6 protein-coding genes are annotated in these 7,861 nt (G+C 64.9%); 4 read left to right on the forward strand and 2 right to left on the reverse strand.

Annotation, left to right across the window (positions count from 1 at the left end; translation table 11 throughout):
• Positions 1–61: 61 nt before the first annotated feature.
• Together htpX and NKI49_RS12560 are read left to right on the forward strand one after the other, a co-directional pair.
• A complete protein-coding gene (gene htpX / locus NKI49_RS12555; RefSeq protein ID WP_352606044.1) occupies positions 62–1,090 on the forward strand; it encodes a zinc metalloprotease HtpX in 1,029 nt (342 codons plus the stop codon).
• The gene (locus NKI49_RS12560) at positions 1,087–2,475 is read left to right on the forward strand and encodes an RsmB/NOP family class I SAM-dependent RNA methyltransferase (RefSeq protein ID WP_352606046.1); all 1,389 of its coding nucleotides are present in this window, start codon (positions 1,087–1,089) and stop codon (positions 2,473–2,475) included. The genes htpX and NKI49_RS12560 overlap by 4 nt, the downstream gene beginning before the upstream one ends.
• Here NKI49_RS12560 and NKI49_RS12565 read toward each other — a convergent pair.
• Positions 2,472–3,401, reverse strand: a complete 930-nt coding sequence (locus NKI49_RS12565; protein ID WP_352606048.1) for a phytanoyl-CoA dioxygenase family protein — start codon at positions 3,399–3,401, stop codon at positions 2,472–2,474. The genes NKI49_RS12560 and NKI49_RS12565 overlap by 4 nt on opposite strands.
• A 463-nt stretch (positions 3,402–3,864) precedes the next feature.
• Between NKI49_RS12565 and NKI49_RS12570 the strand changes: the two genes are divergently transcribed.
• Entirely contained in the window at positions 3,865–5,589 is a 1,725-nt protein-coding gene (locus tag NKI49_RS12570; RefSeq protein ID WP_352606050.1) for a heparinase II/III family protein, read from the forward strand.
• A 27-nt stretch (positions 5,590–5,616) separates the two neighbouring features.
• On the opposite strand, the gene NKI49_RS12575 is transcribed toward NKI49_RS12570, so the two are convergent.
• Positions 5,617–5,925 (reverse strand): putative quinol monooxygenase, encoded by a 309-nt coding sequence (locus tag NKI49_RS12575; protein ID WP_352606052.1) that lies wholly within the window; start codon positions 5,923–5,925, stop codon positions 5,617–5,619.
• 152 nt (positions 5,926–6,077) lie between these two features.
• On the opposite strand from NKI49_RS12575, the gene purH reads away from it, so the two are divergent.
• Entirely contained in the window at positions 6,078–7,694 is a 1,617-nt protein-coding gene (gene purH / locus NKI49_RS12580; RefSeq protein ID WP_352606054.1) for a bifunctional phosphoribosylaminoimidazolecarboxamide formyltransferase/IMP cyclohydrolase, read from the forward strand.
• Positions 7,695–7,861 lie beyond the last annotated feature (167 nt).

The raw sequence follows: 7,861 nt of genomic DNA on the forward strand, positions 1-7,861 counted from the left end.
ATATAGCGATGAGCCTACGACGATCGACCCCCTTTCGCCACGACCTGGACAGGCGCAGACGATGAACACAATTCGCACCGCCATGCTTCTTGCCGCGATGACGGCGCTGTTCATGGGCGTGGGCTTTCTGATCGGCGGATCGGGCGGCATGATGATCGCCCTGCTGATTGCCGCCGGCACCAATCTGTTCAGCTACTGGAATGCCGACAAGATGGTGCTGTCGATGAACCATGCCGTCGAGGTCGACGAAAGGAACGCGCCCGAATATTACGGCATCGTGCAGGCGCTGGCCAAGCAGGCGGGCCTGCCGATGCCGAAGACCTATCTGATCGACAACCCGCAGCCGAACGCCTTCGCCACCGGCCGCAACCCGCAGAACGCGGCGGTCGCCGCTTCCACCGGCCTGTTGCAGCGGCTGACCCATGAAGAGGTCGCGGCTGTCATGGCGCATGAGCTCGCCCATGTCCAACACCGCGATACGCTGACCATGACCATCGTGGCGACCTTTGCCGGCGCCATCTCGATGCTTGGCAATTTCGCTTTCTTCCTCGGCGGCAATCGCGACAACAACCCGTTCGGCTTTGTCGGCGTTCTGGCGGCGATGATCGTGGCGCCCTTTGCGGCGATGATCGTGCAGATGGCGGTCAGCCGCACCCGCGAATACGAGGCCGACCGGCGCGGCGCCGAAATCTGTGGACACCCGCTCTGGCTGGCATCCGCGCTTGACAAGATCGCCCGCGGCGCCGAACGCATTCCCAACCCCGATGCCGAACGCAATCCGGCAATGGCGCATCTCTTCATCATCAATCCTCTTTCCGGCGAGCGCATGGACAGTCTGTTCTCCACCCACCCGAGCACCGACAACCGCATCGCCGCCCTGCAGGCGATGGCGCGGCAGGCGGGAGGCGGCGACATAGCGGCCGCGCCGCGTCAGGCCCCCACGCAACAGGCCCCTACACAACAGGACGGACAACGGCCATCCGGCCCGTGGGGCCCGGTCGCACAGCCCGAGCCGCCGGCGGAACCGGCCAAGCCGAAATCCAACCCGTGGGGTCGCAACCCGACCGGACCCAAGGGCCGGTGGTCGTGAGCGTGGCGGGCAGAGGAACTCGACGCACGGTTTCAGGCGATCAGGAACACGATACCGGCGGCGAATTCGTTGCCGGCCTTGCCGCCCGCAAGGCGGCGGCGCGCTTGCTAGCCGCCGTCATCGACGCCAGGACGCCGCTCGACGGCCTGACCGATCACGAGAACGGCCATCCGCAATACAAAGCGCTCGACCTGCGCGATCGCGGCCTGGTGCGCGCCATTCTGGTCACCGCGTTGCGCTATCGCATGACCGTCACCGGGCTATTGGCGCGTCGTCTTGAAAAGCCGCTGCCGCCCAACGCCACGGCGCTGTCGCACATCTTGCATGTGGCGGCGGCACAGATCCTCTTCCTAGACATTCCCGACAGCGCCGCCGTCGACCTTGCGGTGACCCACGCCAAGTCGGATCCGCGCACGCAGCGTTTTTCCGGTCTGGTCAACGGCGTGCTGCGCACGCTGGCGCGGGCCAAGGAAACGGAACTGCCCGCCGCCCTTGCCGCGACCGACGAAGCGCCAAAATGGTTTTCCGACCGGCTGAAGGCGGCCTATGGCGCGGACAAGACCAGGCAGATTCTTGCCGCGCATCGGCACGAGGCGCCGGTCGACTTCTCGGTCAAGGCCGATCCTGAGCTCTGGGCCGAAAGGCTGGGCGGCATCGTCTTGCCGACCGGCACGGTGCGGGTGGAGAAGCTTGCCAGCGCCGTCACCGAATTGCCCGGCTTCGCCGAGGGCGCCTGGTGGGTCCAGGACGCCGCCGCCAGCTTTCCCGCACGGCTCTTCGGCGATATCGCAGGGCTTCGCGTCGCGGACCTCTGTGCGGCACCCGGCGGCAAGACCGCACAGCTCATTCTCGCCGGCGCCAACGTCACCGCCATCGACACGTCGAAGAACCGGCTGGCCAGGCTGGAGCAGAATCTCGGTCGCCTCGGTCTGTCGGCCGAAATCGTCCAGGCCGATCTGCTCAAATACGAGCCAGGCGAACTGTTCGACGCCGTGCTCCTCGACGCGCCCTGCTCGTCGACCGGGACAGTGCGCCGGCATCCCGACGTGCCCTGGACGAAGACCATGGCCGATGTCGAAAAGCTCGCCGATCTGCAAGCAAGGCTGCTCGCCCGCGCCGTCACCCTGGTCAAGCCCGGCGGACGGATCGTCTTTTCCAACTGTTCGCTCGACCCGATCGAGGGCGAGGATCTCCATCGCGCCTTCCTCGCCGGCAATTTGCATGTGACCGCCGATCCGATCCGGCTTGGCGAATTTTCTGAGCTCGACCCGTTCATCACAGCTGACGGTACGCTGCGCACAACGCCCGCCGACCTGGCGCTGGGCGCACCCGGAATTTCCGGCCTGGACGGCTTCTTTGCAGCTCGCATGCGACGCGCTGACTAAAGCATATCGTCAAGGCTCCAGTGATTCCCCCAGCGTGCATCGATTTCGTCGTCGACGTTCTGGTAGCGGATATCAGTCGACAGCCGGATCAGCCCGTCCAGGCTTTGGTTGGTCGTGGAGGCATGGATCATGTAGGGAGAGTGAAGGACGACGTCACCCGCCTCGAAATTCGCCATCAGCCAGCGCGTGTCGAACCGTTCCGCCATTTGAGGCAAGTCCTTCGACACCCAGCCACCCTCACTCATATTGCGGTTATAGGCGCTGATGCGCTCCTCGTCCGTGAAACCGGCATTGTCCTTGCTGAACTGTGTTTCCAGGGCGGCGCCGATAGCGTGCGATCCCTCCAGGTAAATGAGACCGCCCATGTCGGTGGACGTGTCGCCGATCGGGATCCAGGCCGTCACCACGCGGCTGGTGCCTCCGCGCAAATAGACGAGGTCGTAATGCGCGGGCGTCGCGGTGGCCGTGCCAGGCAAGGTGAAGCGCATGATCTTTCGCTTGTGCAGATAGGATAGGCCGCCCACGAAAGCGTCCATAAGGCGGGACAGCCGCGGCTGCGCGCAAAAGCCTTCATAAGCGGTTGAGCGGACCACGGACATCAAGCGACGATCGGCGAGCTGGCGATCGAAGGCACTGGAGGCGATGCCGAGGGAGGGGTCCGTCGCTGGCTTCAAAAGTCCGCTCTCGGCAAGATGGGAAAGCACCCAGCCGCGAAAGTCGATCACCTCGCCGCGTGGCAAAAGCCCTTTCAGCCAGATATAGCCTTGCGCCCCATAGAGGTGGCGAATGGCCTCGACGCCGACGGACGGGTCGGTCGGGGAAAGATATCCCAGCCTGTCCGGCATCGTCGACAGCGCCTTGCCGTTGGCTGTCAAGGCAACGGGCGGGACATCCAGCAATGCCTGTCCATCGACTGATATCGGCATTTCAATCACCTGGATTGTTTCGGTTTTGACAGGATAATACCTTATCGTTCGGGCTCTTCCCATCGACGGAAACTCGATGCCTTTCTCCGCCGACGTTGCGGCGCTGGTTCACGCTGCACACCGAGCTCTCCCGAAGGCAGCTGCGCATCGGGTTCGATCTCGCCAAGCAATTGATGACGGCCACCGATTCGCCCTGTCGAGACGGCGACTTCGACCATCGGTATCGGTGATGCATTCTACTTTCCCGGCAACCGCGAAAATCGCTCGCCCAGAGAGTTTCGCCGCCGCCACAAGAGGACATAAGTCGCAAGACAACCGGGGTATGGCCCGGAAAGACGTGACTTTTCTAGGGACAACCGGCCACGACCACGTGACGTGGCTCACCTACGCGAAATCCGCCTTCGCATAAGCTCTTGAACCATATAAGCTTGTGCTTGGGGTAAGAGGACGATTTGGAGGGCTTTTGGCACTTGCTGCCGGCAACACGACGCGTCTGTGGACGCTGGTCGCGAAGGAATTCTGGCGCAAGACGCGCCGGCGCCTGCGCGCCGGGCCGGTCTATCGCTGGCGCTATTACGGCCGCACGCCCGAACGCGTCCTGATCGCGCCGCCGGACCTGCGCCTTGCCGATCCGCAGATCGCACTCGAGATCTATTACGGCCGCTATCCCTTGTCCGGACACCTGGTCGAGACCGGCGGCAAGTCACCGTTCCAGATCAATGTGCCCAATCACGGATGGCAGAAGACGCTGCATGGCTTTCGCTGGCTGCGCCACATGCGTGCCGCCGGCACCGAACTCGCCGCCGCCAATGCCCGCGCGCTGGTTTCCGACTGGATCGTCATGCATGGCAGCAATATTTCCGGCATCGGCTGGGAGCCAGGGACGACCGCCAAGCGCATCATCGCCTGGCTGCAGCATTCTTCCATCGTGCTGCAAGGCGCCGAGTTCCCGTTCTACCGCGCCTTCCTCAAATCTTTAGCGGTCCAGATCCGCTACCTCAGGTCGATGGCGCGCGAGATGCCCGATGGCAAGGACAGGCTGCGTGCTCGCATCGCGCTTGCTTTCGCGGCACTTTCACTGCCCGCGCCGGCGTCGGCGTTGCGCGGCGCCACCCGCCACCTTGCCGAGGAACTTAACCGCCAGATCCTTGCCGATGGCGGCCATATCTCACGCAACCCGATGGTGGTGCTGGAAATCCTTGCCGACCTGTTGCCGCTGCGCCAGACCTACGCCAATCAAGCGGAAACCCCGCCGCAGGCGCTGATCGGCGCCATCGACCGCATGCTGCCGGCGCTGCGCTTCTTCCGCCACCAGGACGGCAGCCTTGCCCGCTTCAACGGCATGGGCGCCACGATCCACGACCGCATCGCGACTATCCTGCGCCATGACGACACCGCCGGCTCGCCGCTGCTGCATGCACCGCACTCAGGCTATGAGCGCCTGTCGATGGGCGGGGTCACCGTCATTGCCGATACCGGCCTGCCGCCGCCGGTCGACGTGTCCAACGCCGCGCATGCCGGCTGCCTCGCCTTCGAACTGTCGTCGGGCCGCCAGCACTACATCGTCAATGCCGGCATCGACACCTATGGCGCCGCCGAATTCCGACCGCTGGCCCGTGCCACCGCCGCGCATTCGACCGCCACCATCAACGATACCTCGTCGGCGCGCTTCAGCCATTCGCTACGCGTCAACGACCTGCTGGGTTCGCCATTGATCGGCGGCCCCCAGCAGGTGCAGTGCAAGCGCACCGACCAGAAGGGGGTGCAAGGTTTCATCGCCCGCCACGATGGCTACCTCCAGCGCTTTGGCTTCCTGCACGAACGCGAGCTGAAGCTGTCGTCGAGCGGCAATGTGCTGGCCGGCCGGGACCGGTTCCAGCGGCCCGGCAATGCCGCTATCCTTAACAATGGCCGCGATTTCGTCACCATCCGCTTCCACGTCCATCCCGACATCAACCTTTTGCAGGACGAACATGATCGCCTGGTCCTGGCCGGCGATCAGGCCGACACCTGGGTGTTCACCTCGGGCGAGGTGGTGCCGGAGGTCGAGGAATCGATCTACTTCGCCGGCCTTGGCGGCCCGCGCCGCAGCCGCCAGATCGTGCTTGCATTCAAAGCGTCGAACGTCGCCGAAGTCCATTGGCAACTAACGCGCACCAGCATCGCCGGTTACCCGGAAAATAACTGATCTGCCGCGCGAAAGAAGTCGGCTCGCTCAAGCTTGTTGCGGGACACCGAAGGCGTCATAGGTGCTGAGCGATGGCGGGCCGGCGAAGGCGAAGCGGATCTTGTCGACCATCGCCGCCGCTTGGCCGCTTCGGTCATAGCGTTCGGCGTCCTCGGCAGTGTTCCACACGGTGATCGCCATGAATGTGTCGCTCGCCCCATGCTGCTGCAGCAGCACGGCGCTGATGTTGCCGTTTGCGGCGCGGATGGCCGGGATCGCCTCGGTTTCGTAGATCGCCCGCAATGGCTCGGTCATGTCCGGCAACGCCTTGAATTGACCAATACGCACAAATGCCATCGGTTTTTCTCCTCCGCCCGAAAGCCAAGCCTATATCCGAGGCCGGCAGATTGCATATGAAAACATCGATTGACGCGCGGCGCTTGATTTCCTGATGTCATGTGCTACGGCCCCCTGACGCTCCAAATCAAGTCGTGAAAGGCCGCCCGCCCATGGCCGTCGCCGCCAAGAACATCCCCGCTCCCAACCTCGTTCCCGTGCGTCGCGCGCTGCTCTCCGTCTTCGACAAGACCGGCCTTCTCGATTTCGCCAGGGCGCTGGCTGCCGCCGGCGTCGAGCTGGTCTCGACCGGCGGCACGGCAAAGGCGATCGCCGAGGCGGGTCTCGCCGTCCGCGACGTTTCCGAACTCACTGGTTTTCCAGAGATCATGGATGGTCGCGTCAAGACGCTGCACCCGTCGGTGCACGGTGCGCTGCTTGGCGTGCGCGACGATCCCGAACACGCGAAGGCAATGCGCAAATACGGCATCGAGCCGATCGACCTCGTCGTCTCCAACCTCTATCCGTTCGAGGAAGTCCGTCGTTCCGGCGCCGACTACGCGGCGATCGTCGAGAACATCGACATTGGCGGCCCGGCGATGATCCGCGCCTCGGCGAAGAATCACGCCTATGTCGCCATCGTTACCGATCCTGGCGACTACGCCTCGGTGCTGAACGCGCTGGAGATGAATATTGGTTCGCTATCGCTGGATTTCCGAAAAAAGCTGGCGGCCAAGGCCTTTGCCCGCACCGCGACCTATGACGCGGCGATCTCCGGCTGGTTCGCCGAGGCGCTCGAGATCGAACATCCGACCTGGCGCGCCTTCGGCGGCAGGCTGGCCGAGGTGATGCGTTACGGCGAAAACCCGCACCAGAGCGCCGGCTTCTACCTCAATGGCGACAAGCGCCCGGGCGTCGCCACCGCGCGGCAGCTCCAGGGCAAGCAACTGTCCTACAACAACATCAACGACACCGACGCCGCCTTCGAGCTGGCCGGCGAGTTCGATCCGGCGCGCTCTGCCGCCGTGGCAATCATCAAGCATGCCAACCCGTGCGGGGTCGCCGAGGGTGCGTCTCTGAAGGCCGCCTATGTCAAGGCGCTCGCCTGCGATCCGGTCTCGGCCTTCGGTGGCATCGTCGCTATGAATCGCACCCTCGATGCCGAGGCGGCCGAGGAGATCGTGAAGACCTTCACCGAGGTGATCATCGCACCGGATGCGACAGACGAGGCGGCGGCAATCGTCGCGGCCAAGAAGAACCTGCGCCTGCTGGTCACCGGCGGCCTGCCGGACCCGCGCACATCGGGCACCACGGTCAAATCCGTCGCCGGCGGCCTGCTCGTCCAGTCACGCGACAATGCCGTGGTCACCGATTTCGAGCTGAAGGTGGTGACGAAGCGTGCGCCGACCCCGGCCGAGATGGTTGATCTCCAATTCGCCTTCCGCGTCGCCAAGCACGTCAAGTCCAACGCCATCGTCTATGCCAGGGACGGCGCCACCGTCGGCATCGGCGCCGGCCAGATGAGCCGGGTCGATTCCTCGCGCATCGCCGCCCGCAAGGCGCTCGACGCAGCCGAGGCGGCGGGCGAGGCGGAGCCGCTGACCAAAGGTTCGGTCGTCGCCTCCGACGCCTTCTTCCCCTTCGCCGACGGCTTGCTGTCGGCGATCGAAGCCGGAGCGACGGCGGTGATCCAGCCGGGCGGCTCGATGCGCGACGACGACGTCATCGCCGCCGCCGACGAGCACGGCATCGCCATGGTGTTTACCGGCGTAAGACATTTCCGGCATTAGCGCCTTACCCTCCCCCTTGTGGGGAGGGTCGCCGAACGATCTTTGCGAAGCAAAGTTCGTGAGACGGGGTGGGGGCAGCGCCGTGGGGGGGGGGGGGGGGGGGGGGGGGGGGGGGGGGGGGGGGGGGGGGGGGGGGGGGGGGGGGGGGGGGGGGGGGGGGGGGGGGG

The sequence above is a fragment of the Mesorhizobium sp. M0587 genome, from assembly GCF_040320945.1.
Lineage (GTDB): Bacteria > Pseudomonadota > Alphaproteobacteria > Rhizobiales > Rhizobiaceae > Mesorhizobium.